1 protein-coding gene and 1 pseudogene are annotated in these 1,294 nt (G+C 58.2%); both read left to right on the top strand.

The annotated features are described in order from the left end of the window. A pseudogene (locus tag QD357_RS32330) lies at positions 1-376 on the top strand (sucrose-6-phosphate hydrolase); the annotation flags it as partial. Beyond that, positions 373-1,294: hypothetical protein (locus QD357_RS32325; protein ID WP_414126083.1), on the top strand; the 922-nt coding region annotated here is incomplete at its 3' end. The pseudogene QD357_RS32330 and the gene QD357_RS32325, both read left to right, overlap by 4 nt.

Raw genomic sequence — 1,294 nt, 5'->3', positions numbered from 1 at the left:
GGGGAGGCTATGKGACATTGCCCATCAGGTCATCCTGGCKACCGAAAGCGAGGGCGTGAAGGTGACGCGCTCAAGTCATTCCGTGGACATCGTTGCGGCCTCGGTTTCGAAACTCAATGTCGTCGAGAGACTGAGGGGGCAATTGGGGCCGACTCCGATCCTTGCGATCGGGGATCGCGGCMGGTKGCCGGGCAATGACTTCGAGCTTCTGCGTGGCGAAGATTCGCTCAGCGTCGACGAAACGAGTGTTGATGCTGCAAGCTGCTGGAACCTCGCCGAAGCTGGGCAACGCGGCGTGGAGGCGACACTGGATTATATCAGGCATCTCGAGGTCGTGGACGGGCATCTCGGCTTTGTGAAGGATGCGCTGACGTGAACGAAGGACTTGGGCTGCGGATATTGAGCGAGATCATGGCCTGGGACGACGACCAGGCCAGGCGCGAGTTCAGCTGGTTGCGTCTGATGTCGAAGCTGAAATACGACGGCTATCGCGATTTTCAAGCGGGTATGCGGTTTATTGAAAGCCTTGGTACTTGGCTGCAGCAGTTTGATCCCAGCGAGCGCCCMACGGCCTACGCGTTCGTGCGTCAATCCCTGATCTATGTGGGTCAGGCAGAGATGAACCGCCTCGTGGAGCAGTTCTATCCGTCCGTCGTGCGTGAGCGCATCATCAGCATGGTCGCGGCGGAAAAGGGAATTMCGCGCTACCGGGTCTGGGCCGACAGCGATGCGAGAGATGCAGCCGATCGCTTGCGGCGGCAGACGCTCTTCATGGGATTGAGTGACGGCGCCAGGATTGATGGCATCAGGCATAGTAATGTCGGCATCCTCACCAACGAGCAGTTTGTACTGGCGACCCAGCTCGACGAAGACAAATGGCAAGATCTGATCGACGATCTTCGCAAGGACCTCAAGGATCCGGACGCACAGTTCAGGCTGGTTTACTTGATCGACGATTTCGTCGGKACCGGGACGTCGTTCCATCGTTGGAACGAGAAGAAGCAGAAGTGGTCCGGAAAGCTTTCGCGCTTCAAGGAATCGCTTGAGAATGTCGTCGGTGCGCTTTCGGCCAAGGTGTTGTCCCCCGATTGGGAACTCTGCGTGCACCACTATATCGCGACGCATGCGGGCGCTGGCGAKATGGTCAGGCGGGTTGGCGACGCTAAGGACGCTTTGAAAACGGAGGGATGGACGGAGACGATCAATTTCTCGTTTGGGGCGGTTCTGCCGCAGGATCTTCCAGTAGACAAAAGCCCCGCGCCATTCGAGGGCTTCATCGCGCTCACCCAGAAAT

This window comes from Rhizobium sp. BR 317 (assembly GCF_047445835.1).
In the GTDB taxonomy this organism is placed as follows: Bacteria; Pseudomonadota; Alphaproteobacteria; order Rhizobiales; family Rhizobiaceae; genus Rhizobium; species Rhizobium paranaense.
Note: the sequence above shows the minus strand (reverse complement) of the source record. Positions and strands in the feature narration are given on the sequence as shown.